Origin of the sequence: Glaciecola sp. MF2-115 (genome assembly GCF_047250385.1) — a bacterium.
Lineage (GTDB): Bacteria > Pseudomonadota > Gammaproteobacteria > Enterobacterales > Alteromonadaceae > Glaciecola.
The window spans coordinates 16,071-36,015 of record NZ_JBLBVM010000049.1 but is presented as its reverse complement, the minus strand read 5'-3'; the positions used below and the strand labels follow the sequence as shown (position 1 = coordinate 36,015).

17 protein-coding genes are annotated in these 19,945 nt (G+C 38.1%); 1 reads left to right on the top strand and 16 read right to left on the bottom strand.

Features of this window, described 5'->3' with window-relative positions; all coding sequences use genetic code 11:
- From ACKLNX_RS08405 to ACKLNX_RS08360, 10 genes are all read right to left on the bottom strand, one after another.
- Positions 1-1,148, bottom strand: a protein-coding gene (locus tag ACKLNX_RS08405; protein WP_412972001.1) for an IS3 family transposase whose coding sequence is annotated in 2 segments (ribosomal slippage) — positions 1-899 and positions 899-1,148 — 1,149 coding nt in all. Because the reading frame shifts where the segments join, the coding sequence is not laid out codon by codon here.
- An 86-nt stretch (positions 1,149-1,234) separates the two neighbouring features.
- Positions 1,235-2,560, bottom strand: a complete 1,326-nt coding sequence (locus ACKLNX_RS08400) for a CDP-glycerol glycerophosphotransferase family protein (protein ID WP_412972000.1) — start codon at positions 2,558-2,560, stop codon at positions 1,235-1,237.
- A 24-nt stretch (positions 2,561-2,584) separates the two neighbouring features.
- Positions 2,585-4,072: an oligosaccharide flippase family protein gene (locus ACKLNX_RS08395; RefSeq protein WP_412971999.1), complete on the bottom strand. Its 1,488-nt coding sequence runs from the start codon at positions 4,070-4,072 to the stop codon at positions 2,585-2,587.
- Positions 4,073-4,457: 385 nt separating this feature from the next.
- Complete coding sequence (locus ACKLNX_RS08390; protein ID WP_412971998.1) at positions 4,458-5,951, bottom strand: hypothetical protein; 1,494 nt, start codon at positions 5,949-5,951, stop codon at positions 4,458-4,460.
- Complete coding sequence (locus tag ACKLNX_RS08385) at positions 5,929-7,062, bottom strand: DegT/DnrJ/EryC1/StrS family aminotransferase (protein ID WP_412971997.1); 1,134 nt, start codon at positions 7,060-7,062, stop codon at positions 5,929-5,931. Before ACKLNX_RS08385 ends, ACKLNX_RS08390 begins: the two co-directional genes overlap by 23 nt.
- Positions 7,059-7,496 carry an acyltransferase gene (locus tag ACKLNX_RS08380; RefSeq protein WP_412971996.1) on the bottom strand — a complete coding sequence of 146 codons (438 nt, stop codon included), beginning with the start codon at positions 7,494-7,496 and terminating at the stop codon, positions 7,059-7,061. The genes ACKLNX_RS08385 and ACKLNX_RS08380 overlap by 4 nt, the downstream gene beginning before the upstream one ends.
- Positions 7,493-7,921 (bottom strand): sugar 3,4-ketoisomerase, encoded by a 429-nt coding sequence (locus tag ACKLNX_RS08375; RefSeq protein ID WP_412971995.1) that lies wholly within the window; start codon positions 7,919-7,921, stop codon positions 7,493-7,495. The genes ACKLNX_RS08380 and ACKLNX_RS08375 overlap by 4 nt, the downstream gene beginning before the upstream one ends.
- A gap of 8 nt (positions 7,922-7,929) precedes the next feature.
- Positions 7,930-8,796 carry a hypothetical protein gene (locus tag ACKLNX_RS08370; RefSeq protein WP_412971994.1) on the bottom strand — a complete coding sequence of 289 codons (867 nt, stop codon included), beginning with the start codon at positions 8,794-8,796 and terminating at the stop codon, positions 7,930-7,932.
- 207 nt (positions 8,797-9,003) lie between these two features.
- Positions 9,004-10,473, bottom strand: coding sequence for an oligosaccharide flippase family protein (locus tag ACKLNX_RS08365; protein WP_412971993.1), 1,470 nt, complete (start codon positions 10,471-10,473; stop codon positions 9,004-9,006).
- 98 nt (positions 10,474-10,571) lie between these two features.
- The gene (locus ACKLNX_RS08360) at positions 10,572-11,498 is read right to left on the bottom strand and encodes a hypothetical protein (RefSeq protein WP_412971992.1); all 927 of its coding nucleotides are present in this window, start codon (positions 11,496-11,498) and stop codon (positions 10,572-10,574) included.
- Positions 11,499-11,693: 195 nt separating this feature from the next.
- Here ACKLNX_RS08360 and ACKLNX_RS08355 point away from each other — a divergent pair, with 195 nt between their 5' ends.
- Positions 11,694-13,028, top strand: coding sequence for an amidohydrolase family protein (locus tag ACKLNX_RS08355; RefSeq protein WP_412971991.1), 1,335 nt, complete (start codon positions 11,694-11,696; stop codon positions 13,026-13,028).
- 25 nt (positions 13,029-13,053) lie between these two features.
- Here ACKLNX_RS08355 and ACKLNX_RS08350 read toward each other — a convergent pair whose 3' ends face one another.
- Genes ACKLNX_RS08350 through ACKLNX_RS08325 form a run of 6 tightly spaced genes read right to left on the bottom strand, consistent with a single transcriptional unit; the run spans position 13,054 to position 19,766 of the window.
- Positions 13,054-13,827 (bottom strand): NAD(P)-dependent oxidoreductase, encoded by a 774-nt coding sequence (locus tag ACKLNX_RS08350; RefSeq protein WP_412971990.1) that lies wholly within the window; start codon positions 13,825-13,827, stop codon positions 13,054-13,056.
- Positions 13,828-13,864: 37 nt separating this feature from the next.
- The gene (locus tag ACKLNX_RS08345; RefSeq protein WP_412971989.1) at positions 13,865-14,869 is read right to left on the bottom strand and encodes a glycosyltransferase; all 1,005 of its coding nucleotides are present in this window, start codon (positions 14,867-14,869) and stop codon (positions 13,865-13,867) included.
- On the bottom strand, positions 14,866-16,020 hold the full coding sequence (locus ACKLNX_RS08340; protein WP_412971988.1) for an FAD-dependent oxidoreductase: 1,155 nt from the start codon (positions 16,018-16,020) through the stop codon (positions 14,866-14,868). Before ACKLNX_RS08340 ends, ACKLNX_RS08345 begins: the two co-directional genes overlap by 4 nt.
- Before the next feature lie 5 nt (positions 16,021-16,025).
- The gene (locus tag ACKLNX_RS08335; RefSeq protein ID WP_412971987.1) at positions 16,026-17,624 is read right to left on the bottom strand and encodes a hypothetical protein; all 1,599 of its coding nucleotides are present in this window, start codon (positions 17,622-17,624) and stop codon (positions 16,026-16,028) included.
- Positions 17,617-18,135, bottom strand: coding sequence for a hypothetical protein (locus tag ACKLNX_RS08330; protein WP_412971986.1), 519 nt, complete (start codon positions 18,133-18,135; stop codon positions 17,617-17,619). The genes ACKLNX_RS08335 and ACKLNX_RS08330 overlap by 8 nt, the downstream gene beginning before the upstream one ends.
- Positions 18,132-19,766, bottom strand: coding sequence for a GMC oxidoreductase (locus tag ACKLNX_RS08325; protein WP_412971985.1), 1,635 nt, complete (start codon positions 19,764-19,766; stop codon positions 18,132-18,134). Before ACKLNX_RS08325 ends, ACKLNX_RS08330 begins: the two co-directional genes overlap by 4 nt.
- Positions 19,767-19,945 lie beyond the last annotated feature (179 nt).

The window sequence follows — 19,945 nt, the reverse complement described above, 5'->3', positions numbered from 1 at the left end:
CTAGACACTTCCTAGTTGTTGCTGGTATTGATTCTCGAAGTTTACTGGTGACAGCAAATTATTGGAACCATGTTTTCGTTTTACATTATAAAACATTTCAATATAGTTAAAGATATCTGCTCTTGCTTGTTCTCGCGTTGAGTAGATACGCTTCTTTATTCGTTCCCGTTTTAGCAGTTGGAAGAAGCTCTCTGCAACGGCATTATCATGGCAATTACCTCGTCGACTCATACTGCCTTCTAACCCATGCTCCGCAAGAAATGATTGCCATTCATAGCTCGTATATTGGCTACCTTGATCCGAATGCACCATGACTTTAGTCGTCGGTTTTCTTCGCCAAACTGCCATTAATAATGCGTTTAATACAATCTGTTTTGTCATCATCGATTGCATTGACCAACCAATGATTTTTCGTGAGAACAAGTCTAAAACGACTGCTAAGTAAAGCCAGCCTTCGTGGGTCTTGATATAGGTGATATCTGTTACCCACGCCGTATTAGGTGCATCAGGGTTGAATTCACGTTGCAAGCGATGAGGAACAACAACATGTTGATTACCACCTCGATGCCTAGGTTTACGATAACCGACTTGTGCTTTTATGCCTTCTTGCTTCATTAACTTGTGAACACGGTTAATGCCGCACTTTTCACCCACATCATGCAGGTCAGAGTGGAGCTTGCGATAGCCATAAACACTGCCTGATTCAAGCCAAAATTGCTTGATTAAACCAGTGAGTTTAGTGTCCCTGTGAGCACGCTGTGAATTCGGCGTTTGTAGCCAAGCATAATATCCGCTTGGTTGAACATCGAAAATCTTACATAATCGCCTTACGGAGATTAAGTGCTTGTTATCCTTAATAAAGGTATACCTCAGTCGGATTGGCTTGCGAAGTATACCGCCGCTTTTTTTAAGATGTCCCTTTCTTCAGTGACCCGCTTTAATTCCTTTTCAAGCGCTTTTATCCTGTTGGCCTCATCAGTATTTGCTTGATATTCAGCAGCTTTGGGCCCGTACTTCCTCATCCAATTGTAAATACTGTGGCTTGTTACACCCAATCGTTCAGCAACATCTGCAACCGAATGACCGCGCTCTGTCACTTGCTTAACTGCTTCTATTTTAAATTCTTCAGGATAGCGTTGTCCGCTCATATACTTTCACCTTATTTTTAGTTAGTTTATCTAACTAAGAGGTGTCTAGTAAACTAGTGGCGATTCAAAATAACGAAATTACATAATCACACACTGTTCGGTTTAAGTTGCTTTAAAAGGTAAGTAAAAATTAAATCAGAGGGTATGGCACCATTTGACGGAAGGCAACTTTCAACAAAGCTCTCTCTTATGTCCTTTTTGCTATCTTTGTTTTCTAATACTTCTGATTCAATAAATCGCCTTATATCTTCACAGCTTCTTCCATGCGAGCAAGCATTAAATGCATCTGTACCTAGAGGGCTAAACCGTTCTTCGATTGAGTCATCTGCGATCATGAATAGGGCGGGTTTATTTACATATAAGTACTCTGCGAGAAAAGAGCCTGAATCATGAATTATTGCATCAGATGTTAAAAATAGATCTATATAGTCAGCTAAGTCAAGTTGAGTGTTAACACTAGTATCCCAGAAATTAAAAAACTCATTTGTACGTTCTAGCCCCCACTCTTCGTGAGCATAAAGTTTATCTTTAAGTAGAGGGTGTGGTTTAAATGAAAACTGTAAAACATCGGAATAATCAGTTGATAGTGACTTCATATAATCTGCAGTATCAAGGAATGTCGAGTATTTTAGAGGACTGTCTATTTCAATTGTGTGATGAGGAGCCCAAATAATTTTTCTCTTACGAACTATCTGAGGTTTCCATACATTCTTTGCTGTATAAGAAGTGTCGATTAACTTATCGATACCCGCATAACCTGTAATTTCAACATTTCTCCCTTTGTTGTTAGCGTATTCAGTTGATATGTTCTTATCTAGCTGATTTATCGTAAATATCTTCCACATTGTGTTGTGTGAAAGTTGATTATATTGTGCATAATAATTCATGTATTTAGTTACTTGGTGCCCGTAAGGTACGTACGCCGTTAATACATTTACAAATGACTTCGCCAAAAATTGCGTTTCAGTTAAATCATGAGGGTTCGTAAAAAACACTAAGTCAGGCTTCATTTCAGCTTTGATATTCAACAAACGTCCATTTACTATAGAGCTTTTTACGTTATATCCTCTTTTTTCAAACCAGTCAAAAGCCTTCTTCATGTCTCGCCGTTTTACTTCTTCTCCTTGCATCACGTAAGGACAAATTAAAACAATTGGTTTGAATTCTTTTGAGGCTTCCATCAACCAATACAATCTGTCAAGTTTCCAAACTGACTCATGAATCACCATAAACACTACTTTGACAGGTGTTTCCTGACGCTTTACTTTTTTCAAAGCTCGTTCGTGTAAAAAAGGAGCTAGTTTAGGATAAGTCACATATTGAAAGCCGTGGACTTTTTGCCTTAGTTTTTTTCCAAATTTGCGCGCAAAAGGTATCCTCTTTACTAGCTCTCTAAGATTAACTTTATACATATGTAATGCTCAATTTATTTTCTATCACTTATTAAGAATATGCGATACTTTAGTTTTTATAGTACTAATATTGTTGTTAATAAATTCACTTGTAAACAAAAAGTACTCGCTTCGTTTTGCTAGTATTTTGATTGAAAAGAAAACAGTTGATAAATAGACTATGCAACCACAAAACGAAGAGACTAACAAACTTATTACTTTACCCTGATCAAGCATGTGTAGTTTTAAAAAGTATATACAAGATGCAAAAGGTAACGATAGTGTAAGAACTGCGACGAACAAAACGAATATAGGTTTTACACTAAATTTATATCGAACTTTTAACATGGCTATTAGGGTGAAAGCAAAACATACTCCAATAAGTACCCTTCCCCAAGCGAGAAACTCGAGACTATCTATAAATGAAGGAGTTAGAATAGCTAGCATTGCTGCAATTGAAGCTATATCCATTATCGTTAGAACTTTCAAATCGTTTGATAAAAACATTATTGTGCGGCAGCAATTGTATATGGGGAAAACTATCATTAATATCGAAACGGTTTTAAAAATGGGGATCGCTTTTATCCACTGCTCACCCATAACTACTTCTACAAATAAGTCTCCGACAATAAATATACCAACAATGGAAGGAATGATAAAAAACATCGCGATATATAAGTATTTAATTATAGCTTTGTAAGCGTCGTTCAAGCCTGTTTTAATTGATGATACGCCAGCTAAAAGTGGTGCCGACGCTGGGGTTATAATATCGCTTAAGGGTAATAAGGCGAATTCTTTTGAAGTATCGTATAAACCTAATCCTTCGACTCCAAACTTACTATTTACTATAAAACTCTCTATTTTAGATCTTATAAAACCTGTGAGAGTACCAATTAACAGCCATTTTGTTTCAGCAAAAATTTCCTTAAACTTTGAAAATCTTAATCTAGGTCTGTAGCTAATAAATAAGTAACTAAAAATACAAACGACTATTATGCTTGTGAGGTTGCCTATGACGAGAGCCCAGTAGGACTTATGTATGACAGCAATATATATAGTAACTGGTGTAGAAACCAACTTTGCACCAATAGCAATCTTTGTTACTTTAGAATAGTCTAATTGTTTTATTAAAAGTGTTCCTCCAATATTGTTTAGAGCGGCGATACTCGGAATAAAAGCGATAACTCTCAATATATCGGTAAGCTTTTCATCACCTAGGATAGTTGATATTACAGGTGCTGTGAGCAGCAAACATATTGTAATAATAAAATTTATAACTAACTGTAATGACCAAGCATTATTAACCATTTCGTCAGTGATATCAGGAGTTTTAATAATGTACTGGCGGATGCCTAATTCACAAAAAGACATAAACAGAAGCATCACCATGGTCGCTAGCGCTACAATTCCAAAATCTGCTGGTTGCAAGACTCTAAGCAAAATTAATGTGCTGATCAGTCCAATTGAGCGGTTAAACCAAGAAATGGCAAGAGACCAAATTGATCCTTTTAATACTTTTTGACTAATACTCATTTTTTGGATTTTCTAAAACATTACAATTCAATGCAAAAAAACTGCAAAGACTATCAGCAATTATTCGAATTGCGTTTGAATCTGTATTTATCGCAGTAAGTCTAGAATGGTCATCTATCCAATTCCCGAGCGAGACAAAGGAGTATGCGCAATCAAGTCGTCTAAACTTCAGTGACTTCTTAATTGCACGTAAATTTCTTTCATTGATAGTAAATTTGTTGGAAATAAAAAAAACGCACATTTACTGGTTCACTTGTTGTAGATATGTTTAATATTTTACGGTCACATTGATGCTTCCGAGCCTAATTTAAAATAATCAATATTCCGTAACAACTATCAAAGTAGAAATCTTTGAATAGAGCATGCTATTACAGTATTACTGCTATCAATAGTCAATAGAGAACTCTTTACCGAGAATAAATACAGAGCGCATATTCGATGGCGAGTAGTGCAAAGCAACTATATTCTTATGCCCAATAGTTTTGGATTTTGAGCCTGAGTTCATTTGAATAAAATGTTTATCAAGCTCTTCTAGGGATTCATCAAAACAAATATTCTCTCGGCGCTTGTGTTTTAAGTCTTGAAGTGAATCGAGAACATCACGAATATTAGCAGCAAACTGTTCTCTTGAGCATTGCTTTATTCTATTCAACATATCACTTTTATTTAGTTCTAGCTCAATATCGTTTGTACTCAGCGCGATAACTCGCCTAATTAATATTTCTTCTGATTCGGTGTCAGCAAGGCTGTGCTCTAAAAACGCGGGTAGTCCTACTGGCGTTTTCAGAGATAACACGGGTAAGTGTGCTAAAGAAATAGCATCGATCATCGAAGTCCATGAGTTAAAGGGAAACGAGTCTAAAAACAAATCACTACTTTTCAACAAAGATTGAACTTCAGAAAAAGGTCTAGAACCAAGAAGTATGACTCGATGAGGGTATTGCTTAAGTAAATCCTTCCAAATAGGATTTCGTTTATGCGGTCCAATCCCTAAAAAATATGTGTTTTCAGTTTTTTCTAAAATCTTAGCGATTGTGCTTGGAAAGTTATATTTCTCAATTGGAGTAAACTTTGCATCGCTAGCCATAGCGCAAATAACAAATCCTTTAGATGGTATTTTGAATTTTTTCCTAACTTTTGCAGCATCATGTTTTATTTCTGGGACCTCAGGTGCAATTAAATTTATAACCTTACTAAACTCAATACCCCGTTTTACTTTGCTAATTTGATTTTGCCCACGTTCAATATCAATTACAAAGTCTGTGATTAATGCTCCCAGCCAAAAAAGATGGCCTGCATGATTAAAAACAATGACTTTTTGTTTGAAGTTTTTATTGCCGAACGCAACTATAGGGACAGCATCGTGCATATGATGATGTAAGATAATGAAATCATAATTCGAGGCTTCCACTCTTAGGTTTTTTGCATTTTTCAAAAGGGGCAAACCACTTTCTGCCAATATCAACTTACCACTTAATCTTTTAGTCTGTTTATGAATGGTGGGGGTTACTTCATGTTCGTGATGTTGGTCTGTTATATATACACTATGAACTTCGTCGGGAGTTGCCGTTTCCATCCAACGTTCAACAAATCTAGTGTGGCCACCCTTAAGGTAACTTCGAGTTAAAACATGAAGAATTCTGGGGGATTGATTTGGGAAGCAAGCTTTGCTGTGTATAGGTTCTTCTATATTATCGGCCAAAGTCAAATAAAACCTCTCAATAACTGGCGAGCAATATATTGAGGAGCGATTGTTTATAGCAAACCTGACTGCTTTGTTGGCAACGTCTATATTGTTCGAAGCCAGCAACTCGTCCTCCAGTGCACGAAGTTTACGCTGGTTATCAATTATTAACTTATCTGCAGGGTTTGAAAGCATTAACTACGCCAATTATTCTATCAACTTGCTCATCGCTCAACGTCGGCGAAATAGGCAAGCTCAGTACTTCATTTTGTAAAGCCTCGGTAATTGGCAACATTAAGTGATTATATTCTTTATAAGCAAGTTGTTTATGTGGAGCGATGGGATAATGAATCAAGCTCTGAATGCCTGCATTCAACATATAATCCAATAATTCATCTCTGTGCTTTGTTCTAATAACAAATAAGTGCCATACATGCGCGGTAGCTTTAGGGACATTAGGAAGTACTATTGCTGGATTGTTAATTTTTTTCAGGTATTTATTCGCAATATTTCTACGAACTTCAATTTCATTTATTAAATACTTTAATTTTACACTTAAAAAGGCAGCTTGAATTTCAGAAAGTCTACTGTTTATTCCTTTGAAATCATTAATATAGCGTTTAGATGTGCCGTAGTTGCCCAAATTTTTTACCAACTTCGCAAGTTCCGCATCATTGGTAGTGACAGCGCCAGCATCCCCAAGTGCACCAAGGTTTTTACCGGGGTAAAAACTAAATCCGCTAGCGTGACCTAAATTTCCAGCCTTTCGTCCCTCAAACGTTGCTCCGTGAGCTTGAGCGCTATCTTCAATAAGGAGTAAGTTATTTTCTTTGCTAATTTGATCAAGTTGTTCAAAATCAGTGATTTGGCCGTACAAATGAACCGCTAATATAGCCTTTGTCTTTTTTGATACTCTTTCTTTAACTTTGATTGGATCTAGATTAAATGTTGAAGCACTGGGTTCAACAAGCACTGGAGTTAAGCCATTCTCTGTAATTGCCAATACTGAAGCAATGTAAGTATTCGCTGGTACAATAACTTCGTCACCTTTCTCAAGTTTACCCATTTCCAAGTAAGCTCTGAAAATTAAGTTGAGTGCGTCAAGTCCGTTGGCTACACCAACACAATATTTTGCGCCGCAAAATTCTGCAAATGCGCCCTCAAACTCACTTACTTCGGTACCTTGAAGATACCAACCCGAGTCAATTACGCGACACGCGGCTTGTTTTAACTCGGCGTTGTATTGGTCATTAACTTCTTTAAGACTTAAAAAAGGAATTACAGAGCCTGAATTGTTCGCAGTCATTTTGCAGGGTTACCTTTTACTGTTGTATGTGCTGGCACATTCTTTGTTACTACCGAGCCTGCACCAATCATTGCATACTCTCCAATAGTAATACCAGGTAATATCGTGGCATTCGCACCTATTGACGTACCTTTGCATACTCGTGTTTTGGTAAACTCGACATCATGGTTTTTTGAACGAGGGTACTTGTCGTTTGAGAAGGTAACGTTGGGGCCAATAAATACATCATCCTCAATCGTTGTTCCATCCCATAAATAGACGCCATTTTTAATCGTGACCCTATGTCCAATAATAACATCATTTTCAATAAAACAATGTGAACAAATATTGCAATTATCACCGATAACTGCGTTTGGTAAGATAACGTTAAATTGCCATACCGTTGTGCTTTGACCAATATGAACCGTTTGTACGTCTGCTAAAGAGTGGATCACTTTAATTGTGCCTTTAAAAATTCGTCATAGTCTCTAACATAATCACTTTCGTCATAGTATTCACTTGCGAGCACCATCAGCACACAGTCAGGACTAAATTGATTCATTTCCCGCCAAATAAACTCTTCAATAAGTAAACCTTTGCATGGGTCGTCTAGTTTGACATTAACTCGCTTTTTGCCATTGTCCAGAACAAAGTTACACGAGCCCTTTACCGCAATCGCAACTTGCTTCAATGCTTTGTGAGCATGAAAACCTCGAGTAACACCTTCTTTTGTATCAAACATGTAATAAACGCGCTTGATATCAAACGGAACATTTTTAATTTGCTCTAAAGCAATTAAAGAACCTCGCTCATCACCACATGATTTAAAGTCAACCATTTGGACATTAGGGTAATCAGACATGTTATTTTTATCTACCATTAGTCGACCTATACCTTTCTCTTGAGATGCCGAGAAAACTTATCATTCGGATTATTATCAAAATATTCTAAATATGCAGTCAACATCTTGTCTTTATTTTTCATTACAAAGTGGACGCAACTGAATTTGCTTTTAAACCACCATATGAAGTATTTGTTATGTTCCAGTTCATTTGGAAAACCCATAAACCAAGTTTGAACAACGTTTAAGTTAAGTTTCTTGGCAAATGCGGTTGCTGCTACATCTTCAACCTCTACGTCTATTTCTTTGACTAACTTTTCCATACTTTCAGTGGCGATTAAATTAACTATCTTTCTAACCGCGGAGGCTTTAAAGAAATAACATCCTCCTTGACAGTATTTAAAATCAACAAAATGACCGTCGCCCATTAAGTCAGCACCTTGGGCGGCTACTTGCTTGAAAATTCGTTCATTTACAAAGAACACATCAGAATCGACTCTTGCAATAATGTCATTGGGCTTCGCTTGTTCCGCCGCATATTCGTAAGCTCGCCAAATGTTACTTATTTGCTCTGCCCCCCAGCCCATGCTCTTTGGCCATAATATGATTTCAACTTGAGGGCTGAGATTGCGTAAAATCTCGCTTTGCTCATTGGTAATGGGTTGATCACTATCATTGAATACAAATATTTTATATTTGAATGACGATAATTGATTAACAACGCTATGTATTGAACAATGGAGATAATCGAAGTAAGACTCGCAGCTAAAAAAACAAAGATTAAATGTTATATCTGAGTCCGTTGATTTCGCTAAAAGTTTTTTCTGAGATATCTTGTCAGCAATGAAGTTAGGTAGATGCTTGATTCTAATAGGCATACGAATTGGGTTTTCCCGCCCTTCAGAATCTTTCATGTATAACTCCCTTTGTGCTTTCGCGTAAAATTTAAATGTTATTGCTTAATTTTTCTATTGATTAACCTAGCAAATTTTCCGTTTAATTAATAGTTTTAAGATTGATTTTGAAACCGTCAAAATTTAACAAAAAGTCGCTGAATGGTATACAAGTCGTATCTGTTAATCAACTGAAAACAATTGAGAAATGGATATAGATTGGCAATTTCAACGCTGTTTGTTATTCGGTAAAAGATTGTATAAGGCGTTTGGTATTAATCGTGTTACGAATGAGCCCGGCCAGAGCTTTATTAGAACAGCAAACATTAAATAGTAGCACAAACTATAGCTAGCAAATCCCAGAGAAATTTCAATTATAAGATCGATAGTTTGAACTGACGTATCAATTGTCATTAGATTTAGGAACGCAAACATAACAATACTGCACAAGGCCGCTGGTGCCAAAGTAATAAGTAAAAGACGTAACTGAAGGCCTAAGAATAATTTAGCTGCGATAAACAAAATAAGTAAAGTTAAAAGCCCAACCACTAATCGTAAATCAACAAAGGTCACAATGGACTGTGGTATAAAATAATAAATAGCTAAGATCATAAAGGTAAGTGCCAGAATGTCTGGGACTATCGAATATTTTGATTTCTGTCTGGAGTCATATGCAATATTTAAAATTGGTTGAGTGTAAAAAGGAAGCATAAGAAATGCTATTAAACCTATATACTCAGCTACTGCAATCCATTGTGCGCCTAGAACAACCGCGACGAAGTTTTCTGCACAATAGAGTAGACCAAAAGCTGAGGGGATAAGTAGGGAGTAGCCAATAAAAAGCGCTTGATAAAGCTTAGCATCAAATTGTGCGATATTATTTTTCAACTGGGATAGGGCAGCATAAGCAGGTTGCATTGCTGGTCCAAAAATTTCATCTTGGGGCATAATTGCAAATTGTCTAGCAACAGTGAAGCCGCCTAACACATCATTTCCAAATAGCTTCCCGACGATAAATGCATCTACTTTTGAGCGACTGTACCCAACCAAGTTTCGAAGAAAAATATACGAAGCAAATTGAAACATTTTCGGGTCGAAACTAAAATTTAAGGCTGGCTTATGCGTACAAATGACATAGCTTAAAATTAGGGTTGCTGATATTAGTACGGACTCGCCAATTATCAAAGCAAAGTAAGACTCGAGTTTTATTGCAAAGTAGACTGTGATTATTGTTGCACTTAATTTAGCTATAACTGCTATTTTATTTAAGGCCTTAAAATTGATATCCCGTTCTAGTTTTATCATGCCTGGACTCATGAACGCTGCCAAGAAATACACGAAACAAATAATTTGCAATACAAGGGTCAGTTCAGGTGTCGTCATGTATTTAGCTATAGTAGATGAAAGCGCAAACAGGATTGACATCGAAATAAATCTGAGAATGATTGTGAGCGTCCATGCCGCATCGTAATCTTCTTTGCTTGGACGCTCTAACAAAATTAGATAGCGGTTGACGCTAGCATTAGATAGCATTTGGAAAAAACCAATAAATATAGTAGCCATCGCCATAATGCCGAAATCTTCAGGGGACAAGACTCTAACAAGCACTAACGTTGATACAACGCTTAGGCTTCTAATTGCAATATTTCCAACAACATTCCATTTATAAGCGGTGATTAGAGACTTGGATAAATTCATTTTAGTCTTGTTGTTAGTCTAGGTTTTGTGAAAGCTAAATAACATAGTATTTAGCTTTACTGTTTTTACAATCTTGAATGTAGGTAATCGTTTGAGCGTTATACAGAAAGGTTAGTTATGACCTTTTTTGCGAGCCTTTTATAGGTCCCTTTGTCATAGCGATGGCTGCCTACAAAATGAATGACGCTGAATTCAGTGATATCAAGGTTATCATCAAATGGGAAGCCATAATTTTGATATTTTGGCCATGGCAATATAGACGGTTTGTCTGTTAATGAGATGATTACGTTACTAGATAATTGTTCTGAACCCCATTCATTCCATTTACTAGCACCAAGTTTTTGTTCCATCTCCTTAGAGAACTTGCTTAGTTCCGGCATCATATCAATGCCCTTGGGAAAACTAGCAAATGCAGCACAGCCACGGCAATACTCAATCAGATCAATACTTTCCAGTTCGTCAAATAGCGATTCTGCACTAGATTGTACATGTGGGTTTTTCCAGCTTTGTGCTGTTTTTGCCATTTCAACCGCAGGAATTGGAGAAAGCCACTTCGGGCCACTGATAACAAAGGCTGTGTTGTTTGCGATGCACTCTTCTATTTCAGAAAGGTTATTTATTGTGAGTGTGTCAGTATCGACTTGGATAACGTAATCAGTTTTAGCGACTTTGAGTATGTAACACAACCTTTCCCAACATCCGCCCTGTGGACAACCGTTTAACTCAACTGAATCCATAGGGATAATGTTGACTTCAGAGAAGTGTTGTTTATAAATTTCCTTATCCGTTTCGGTTAAACTACCATCATCTATAAGATCTAAGCGTACCTTGATTTTTAAGTTTAAGATAAAAGATTTAAGAGCTAACAATGTCATCATTACGGCTGCAGAATAAACCTGACTAACAATAACAATTTGATAATCGGTATTACTTGTCAAATTACACTGAGGCGTGTTTAGGACACCCTTGGAGGCACGATCAAATAAGAATTTGTTGACACGCTTTATAATTTTTTCTGCTAACAAGATACAAGCTCTTTCAAAAATTGGGTAACGAATGATAGTCTAATAATAATCGACTATAAAGTAATTATTGAATCGCCAATAACAACCTAGACATGGTTCGTCCTTTTTAGTCAGGGGTAAGTTGTATTTCCATTAATCAAAAAAGCTGTATTTTAATAAAACACATTCAATCTAGGCAGGACTTTGGAAATAAATATGAAAATTATAGCAACTATTCTAATCTTACTTTGCCCTGCATTCCTACAAGCTCAAATCGTCGTCTCTGGCGCCCACGTATACGTTGGAGGCAATCAACCATTCATCAGTAATCAAGTTATTACCATCGAGAATGGAGAAATTACATCTGTTAGTGACAAGGCCCCTCACACTTTAACTTCGGATATAAAAGTTATTGAGTGCAAGGGATGTTATGTGGTTCCGGGCATAATAGAAATGCATGGTCATCTTCCTACACGAGAATATAAAGGTAAGGAAGTAGATGACCTTCTAGCCCTGTTTGTCACTCATGGTGTAACCACCGTTCGCAGCGTGCTTGGTGGCCCAGCGCAACTTGATTTGCTTGAAAGAATTGAAAAAGAAAAGATATTAGCGCCAGATTTTATCATGGCTGGACCTGGCTTCTCAGGAGGCAATACAAAATCAGTAGAAGAAGCGGTTGCTCGAATTGAAGAATATGCAAGACAAGGTTGGCAATTAGTCAAAGTATATAATGGCCTAACCATAGAGGTTTATAACGCGATTATCAAAACAGCTAAGGTCCACAATATGCCTGTAATTGGTCATGTACCTATGGCGGTCGGTTTGGATCGCGTTCTAAATGCAGGGCAGCAAACAATTGAACATTTAGACGGTTACCTCGAAGGTGGAGCTGGCGAATACCGCTTATTAACTTCGAAAGAATTGAATCTTTTGGCTCATAAGACGCGGGATGCAAAGGTGGGAATTGTGCCCACAATGAAGGTTTGGGAAGTAATACTAAAGACGGCATCTTTGGATGAGTTGATGCAGACCAAAGGACTAGAGTATGTCAGCAATGAATTGCTTGAAAACTGGATAGATGGGTATGAACTGCCGATTATAGCTGAAGTAAAGGTTTTCCTAAAAAAGCTTTTGGGTGAATATGACGTAGATATATTAGTTGAGAACCGAAGAAAGTTACTTGGAGCCATGCAAAGAGCTGGAGTTAAAATATATTTTGGCACTGACTCACCACAAACCTTCAGTGTCGCGGGCGCCTCCGTCGTGCCAGAAATGTTGGAAATGCAAGCCAGCGGCATGAGTCCAGCGCAGGTTATTGAGTCTGCGACAGTGAATGCTGGCAGTCTCCTAAGTCCCTATTTTAAGGTTGGTCAGGTAAAAGCTGGCTATGAAGCTGATCTCATAATATTAAAAAATAACCCTTTAAAAGATCTTAGAGCTTTTGAAGATCCCGCCGGTATCATTATCAATGGCTATTACTTGAGTGAGGCAACTATTCGAGAAACTCTACAATCAATCAAATTGCGTGCTGCAGCGAATTACATCGATTGATAGCTAACTAATGGCAGGTTCAAGGCTATCCTTTTTCACTTGTCGCCATATACTCTTGCTTATAAGCCACTAAATCGGCTATCACTTCCTGTTTATTGTATAGGTACCCATGACTCCCTCCAAAGAGAGTAGCGTATAGGCTTTTGTAGTCGTAACTTACGCCGCTTGAAGCACTTTTAGCTAACTTATGTCCTAGGCAAACTTCGGCAACTTCTTGCACGCCAATCGGTTCACAGCTGATATTCAGCGTCGTTAACGAATTTTTTAATGCGATGTTGATATCTTTCGTTAAGTGATCAAGGTTATAAAACTGAAAACTGCCATTTGGGTTTATTTTATCCACATCATTGTCGTTCAAAAAATCATAAATAATATTCTTCTTCAAACCCGTTCCAAAAAGCCCTGGCAGGCGAATTACAACTGAATCAAAATCATTTTTTACAAAATACTCTAATTCCAATCGATGTTTACCATACGGTTGGCATTCGTCTAAATGAACCTCGGTTTTTTCGTCAACGTTTATAGGCACTGGGTATACATCTACTGTAGATATTAAGATGAACTTATCAGCTTTGACTTGTTTTAGATGAGCCATTAGGCTTTGAATGTTTTCACGATCTTTTTCAGGTTCACGATTAGCCATCCATTTTACAGCCGATACGCCAGCACATATGATTTGCTCGTATTCCTTTCCCGCGATTTGATGAATATTGCTTGAGTTATAACAATCATCAAATTGTTGCTGTTTTAACAAGTTACTTCCTACAAAGCCCGTGTATCCAATCAATGCTTTTGACATTTTGCTATATCCTTACTTCTTGTAATTATGTTTCAGCTCAATCCGATAACACATCGGTGGAAACCGATTCTTCTACAATATTTGGTCGATCTTTTTCTGTGAGTAACAAGCTACTATTTTTTTCATTCTTTTGATAATACAAAGGCCTATTTTGCAGTCGACCGAGAACACGCCCTGTATATTCGCACAAAGCGGTTAGTATAAGAGCTATAACAAAAAACTGACTAGCATTTTGCAGTGAAAGGGTCGTCCAACCGGGCATGACGTCTTCTTTAAACAGGTAAATTAATACAATGTACACAATGTAAATAAGATTGCTCAAGGCGGCAAACAAACCTAACCAACTAACAAAACGTAAAGGGTGAGTAGAGTTTTCTACAATTAGCGTTAAGGCTATATTCAGCGTTTTAAAGAAGCTTCGTTCACGCGAGTTTCGCCCTCGTTTAATGGGGTGATAAATGAGTGGTTGACGATCGTAGCCCACTAAAGAACTAGATAAGCGCAAATACCGATAGCTATCTTTAATTTGAATAATTGCATTAACGGCCTGTCGGCTCATGCAACTGAATTGAGTGACGTTCTTCATCAGGCCCAGTTTTAGAATCCTATTTGAATACCAAAAGAACAGGTCCTTAATCTTTCGGGTAATCCATTTTTCTTCGGCTGGAATAGCTCGTACACCATACACAATGTCAGAGCCCTCAATGCAGTTCTTGACCATTTCTGGGATAGCACCTTGAGGGTCAATATGCGGTAACATTACGATTGTAAAATCGCCGATAACAGATTCTAGCCCAGCAGTAATTGCAATTTCCTCACCGAATTCTCTAGATAATCTGAGCAACCTTATCCCTTCGTACCTATCAAGCACAGACATCACTAGCGCTACTGTTTTATCCCGCGAGTTATCATCAACAAGTACCAGTTCATAATTAGTATAGTTTTCTTTTAAAACGGATATGGTGTCGTCGATAAATTGAAGTATCGAGTCTTCATTGTTGTACAAGGGGGAAATAACAGATACAAATTTATCAATTTTCATGGTGCACTCCACTCGTCGTCCAGTAACTCATTTAGTTTATCCCTAATATCAAAAATATTGTCAATTTTGCCACCCATTACAGACACAACATTTGCAAGCTTCTGATTTCGCTTAAAAAGAATTGGTCTACTGTCGTCTATTTCACTTTGAGGTAATATCGTCTTAATTTCCCAAATTGAATCAACATACTTACATTCTCTTAGTGCTGGTAAATAACGCTGTGCATCATTTAGCATATGCACGTGATAGCTTTTTACTTTTTGTTGATTAACGTATGCATGGTTTTTAATAAATTGTTTAGTGTCTACAAATTTTTTATCAGAATCATCCAGCCAGAAGCAATGCGGTGTGTAGCGCACATGACTTAAAGAATGAAGGCCGCGTGCAGGAAAGGGCATAATGCTAAAAAACGGTCCGTCCATTACAGTGAAACCTGATTTTTCTAATTCGTCTGGCATTTGCATCAATGCCATTTCAGTCAGTTCATGCTTTAAAGGCACAATGGGAATTTCTGAAGCTTGATTAAGCTGATTAATTCCAGAGTAAGTACAATTTAGAACATATCTGGTTTCAAGGCTGTTTTCTTCTCCCAGTTGAGTGTAGTTTAAGCTTAAGCCTTTACTTGATTGTTTTACTTTCATTACTTCACAGGCTAGACCAACATCAACTTTTTGCTGCTCGAGTAAATTCAACAAAATATTCTTGAGCTTAAGGGCATCGAACGCATACTCTCGAACTTTAAATACTTGCTCAATTAAATTGGGGTTAAATAGTGCACTGACGTTTTTCGGTGCCTTCTCAATGGGAGCATTTATGCGATTACAAAATTGTCTAAATTGCTCTGCATTTACTTTCGATGATGTTTTCGCGATGGCATAATATTTATCAAATTGGTCGTACACACAGCCACTAAATTCAGTGATAAATTTATCAAAATTTGTTTGTGAGCGCAGCGCCGTCAGGATACTTCTAGGATAATGATACCCTTGGTGAATACGAGCTTGATTCGTATAAGATGCGCGTTGCATTATGTCTGATTCTTTCTCAAGTATAGCGACAGTGCGGCCCTGCTTAAGCAGTTCCACGGCAATTGAGCAACCATAAAACCCAGCACCTACAATGACAATGTCGTAATTTTGTTTTTTCAGCATAAGTATTATTTTATTTTTATCAGTGCATGATTGTTAAATTCAGTAAGCTCAGCCGAACTGCCGATCTCAGGCATGTTGAAGTCGCCTTTTATTCGATCAAACCCCGCAACAAATAAGTAAACATTCTCTAACTTAGGCCAATCGCTACTCGTTAATTGATTGCTGATTTCCAGTATGAATTTTTCTAACTCGGTTGCGGTATATGTTTTTCTGGGGTTATCAGTTTGGAAGTTTTTTATGGTTTGATAATTGTTGGTTACATTTAAAGGCTGTTTGGTTGGATCAACAAAAGTCATGGGAACAAATCTAGGTGCGCTTAAAACGGCATAAGAGGCCACATGCTTTAACGGTGGCGCCCACGCTTCTCGGCGCTCATTGGTGTCTGTTATTAAATAGGTATTAGGTTGAGCTGTTGCGCTAAAAACGGTCGAACCCGTTTCTGTTTTTTCGAATATACGAGTAATGATCGATATTTCATGATCAAATTCATTCCACTTCTTTGTTACTCCGACAGATATTAAAACTGAAAATAGCAGCGCGAAAGTGGCTATGACTCGATCGCTATTAGTGAAATTAGGTTTGATATCGATACTCGCTACCAAAAGCAAAGCAATTGCAGGCCCCAGACGTACATCTGCAAATTGGCTGCCCATGATAGCTGGAGGCAGCAGAATATAAATTATTGTCATTACACTAAATGCAAAGAATAAACTGGGTGAAAACTTAATTCGTTTTTTGAGAAAAAATAAAGCAAAAATTAAAATGAGAAGGGAGTAGGTGATTATGTCAAGCCAGATGATGCCGGTTAAAATGCTATATAATCCGCCTAAAATAATAGAACCAATGGCTTTAAATGCGAAGCTTTTTTCGCTTAATCCTTCACCTGCAACATCTGCAGTAGGTGATACAAGCAGAAATAGAAAGATTGCTAGCAGAAATGGAGACGCAGAGAGGCAAAGCTTGATCACAGAGGTTTTAGCGCCATCTACTTTCCAACGTGAGTACGTATTATATATTTCACACGAACCAATAATAACGGCATAAACTGCAAATGCTGCAAAATGCAGCATAATGAGTAGGAGTGACAATATAAGCGCAATCAGGACTCTTCGTGTGCCTTCTTTCATGTTTAGCCAAATTGCCGCAGCAATAAGTGCAATGCCTAAACCAAATATATAATTTAAAAATCCATAACGAAAAATGCCATTGAATAAAAACACCACTGCAAGCAACGGTAACGGAGAGAAACGTTTGTGCACAGCATTATGCAGTAGCATAGTGCCCAGTAGTAAAACAACTAAACAAAGCATTACAAAAATGCGCGAAGCGGTCTCTGCGCCTACAACAGTAGCTAATGGCACAGCGATCATATCCATCGCCATATTTGGTAGCAAAAAGCTTCCCGCTTTATAAAACTCGCTGTAAACAGGGTTACTTAGATCAGCAAGTATAACAATTCGCGCAAGATGGAATGGATAATCATTTAAAGGGACAAATTGGTTTGAAATAACAGGGGTAAGGATCAAGCAAACAATAATCAATGTAATTAAAGAACCACTTGCGAGTGACCACCTTGGGAGCGATTGCATGGTGTTTTTAAACATAATCAATATCGCTGGGGTATTCGGCGAAAGAAGTGTATGAACTCATTTGGTATTTTGCTGCTAGAGAACAAAGCTGCGCCTCAGTCTGACCTAGCATCCAACCTTCGGTGTTTATAATATTGCCGGTGTCGAAGTCTAAAGCTGTTCTTGTGTTTAATAGAAGCAACAAATCTGCTTTTTTGAATGAGTTAAGTTCTATAAACGACAAACCTAAATTGTTCATAATTGAAATGACAAGCGCGTTTAAAGTAGAGTCATGTTCGCGCAATACCGCTTTTCCTACATAAACAGCTGATTGCCTGTCGCGCATTATTGAGAGTAATTTTTCTATGGTTTGAACTGTATTATTCTCTGTCTCACTCTCTGTTTCACTCTCATTTACATTCTCACTGACTCTACTTGATAAGAGGGGAATGCTGCCAAGCATTGCGAAAGCTAAACTCGCTGATAAAAAAGAACGTCTACTCAAATGTCTTTGGTTTTTAATGGTCTTCGTTTCAAGTTCCTTCATGACAAAGCTCCATGTAAATGATCAGCCAATTTTAGAGATAGCGCGACAATGGTTAAGGTTGGGTTTGCAAAGCCACAAGTCGGAAAGACGGCACTGCCAGCAACGTAAAGATTTTCAACTGAATGAACACGGCAATCGGCATCTACCACACCTTTTTTAGGATCACTCGACATCCTCGCGCCGCCCATGTGATGAAAACTACCTGACATTAAGCTTGGCCATTCTGCTTTATCGCCGATTAACTTAACTCGAACGCGCCCTATATTGCTGCGTCCTAGCTCCTGAGCGACTGTTTGAAGAGCTTTTGTAGCAGTATGCCAATCTGTGTCATCTAGTCGCCAGTCGAGCTTAATACGTCGTTGACCGAGCGCATCAACGGTAGTATCAAGTGTGAGGCGACTATCTGGGTTTGGGTGTTGTTCAAAATTGAGATCAATAGATGCACCGATAACAGGTGCGTCGGCATCTTGCTCACTTCCAAATGGTGATTCTTTTTCATTAAATATTGATTTGTAAGCAACATCAGCTAACTGACCAGAGTCTGCAAAAAGATTAGAAATATGATCACCCAAATTATCCGCCAGTTCACCTTCCTTTAATTTATCGATGATGGTTCTGGCTGAGTCTATACCTGCTGTTGATACCGTTGATGGGCGCAGCCATAAACGGAAGCCTCCAATCTGATGAGCCTCTTTTAGTTTTGGCGAAGGTGATAGCGTGCCAAAAATTTTACTTTTTGCGACCTTAGTTTGATCAAAATATAAAGGCAATTTTGTATCAGCATTTTGAAATCTGACATAGGCTGCAGATGTAATCCATGGATGATCCATAAAATAACGGCCCACCATGTCATTCTCATTCCCAGCGCCCTGAGGGAAAACCTTGTCTGAAAGCAATAACAAGCGGGATGTTTCAACCCCACCAACCGCAATAACGGTTGCCTTTGCATTTATCCTAAACTGTCTTTTGTCTAGTGTACTGGCTCGCACACCAGTTATTTTTTTCACTTTGTCGTGAATTGAGCTGTCATCTGATTTCAGTACTTCCAGAGCAGTCGCATTCAAAATCAGGTTTATGTTTGCGGCATTTTGAAGATCTTTGCGATAGACTTGTGCAAATCGTGTTGGTGGACTTACTTGAAAAATACTTGTAAATAGGCGGTTTTCGTTAACATCTAATGCAGAAAGTTGCTCGCCTCCAGCTTGCGACTTCCAATATGCAATGTTGTCAAAAACATTACTGCCTAACTGACACACTTTAGTCGCTGCATCATAGTATGGGCTTAAATCGTCAAGAGTTATCGGCCAGCCACTCTCGGGCCAGCCCTTTCTTTGTTCAAAATCTTCGCGCTCAAAGGGTCTGCACCAGCCAGCCCAATGATTCGATGTTCCACCAAAATAACGAAGTCTTGAAATATCTAAAGGAGCAGAAGGCGTGCCAGTAATAGTGCCACGATAAAGGCTTTGAGTGTCAGCGTTATAAGTTTCGCCACCACTTTCTAAAACAGTGACGCGAATAGAGCTGCCGATAAATTTTCGAGCAATAGTGATACCCGCGGGACCAGAGCCTATGATCAATAGATCCGTTTCAATGTCCTCGTTGCCTATTAAGCTTTTTGCATCCGTGATCATGTTAAATCCCTGCGTATCCCTAACGCTTAGCAAGTCATCATTAACTTAAGCTTGTTGTAAGGAGACTCGGCGTCAACCAGAGTTGTTTAAATATTACCCGATCAACTTGAGCAAGGTCAAATCTCTTATTTCATGCTGATTATCTGTGGCAAACAGCTCGAATTGCACTTTGTTGCATC